This is a genomic window from Bradyrhizobium sp. 25ACV, from assembly GCF_054863005.1.
This window is the reverse complement of record NZ_JAVAYO010000055.1, coordinates 1-312: the sequence shown is the minus strand read 5'-3', so window position 1 is coordinate 312 and position 312 is coordinate 1. Positions and strand designations below refer to the sequence as shown.

Genomic DNA, 312 nt, shown 5'->3' with positions numbered 1-312 from the left:
CGCATCGTGATGTCGGGCAACGCCAAGGACATCGCGAACAACGAAGAAATCCGCAAATCCTATCTGGGTTACTGAGGGAGCCGGGACAATGGAGCTGTTCACCAACCAGGTCCTGGCCGGCATTGCCACGGGCGCGATCTACGCCTGCATGGCGCTCGCCGTGGTCATGATCTACCAGGCCATCGACCATCTCAACTTCGCGCAGGGCGAGATGGCGATGTTCTCGACCTTCATCTCCTGGCAGCTGATGCAATGGGGCGTGCCCTATTGGGCCGCCTTCGTGATCACGCTGGCCTTCTCCTTCGTCGCCGG

2 pseudogenes are annotated in these 312 nt (G+C 60.6%); both read left to right on the top strand.

What is annotated here, in order from left to right:
• Nucleotides 1–75: pseudogene (locus RAD04_RS38545) on the top strand (ABC transporter ATP-binding protein); the annotation flags it as partial.
• 13 nt (nt 76–88) lie between these two features.
• A pseudogene (locus tag RAD04_RS38540) lies at nt 89–312 on the top strand (branched-chain amino acid ABC transporter permease); the annotation flags it as partial.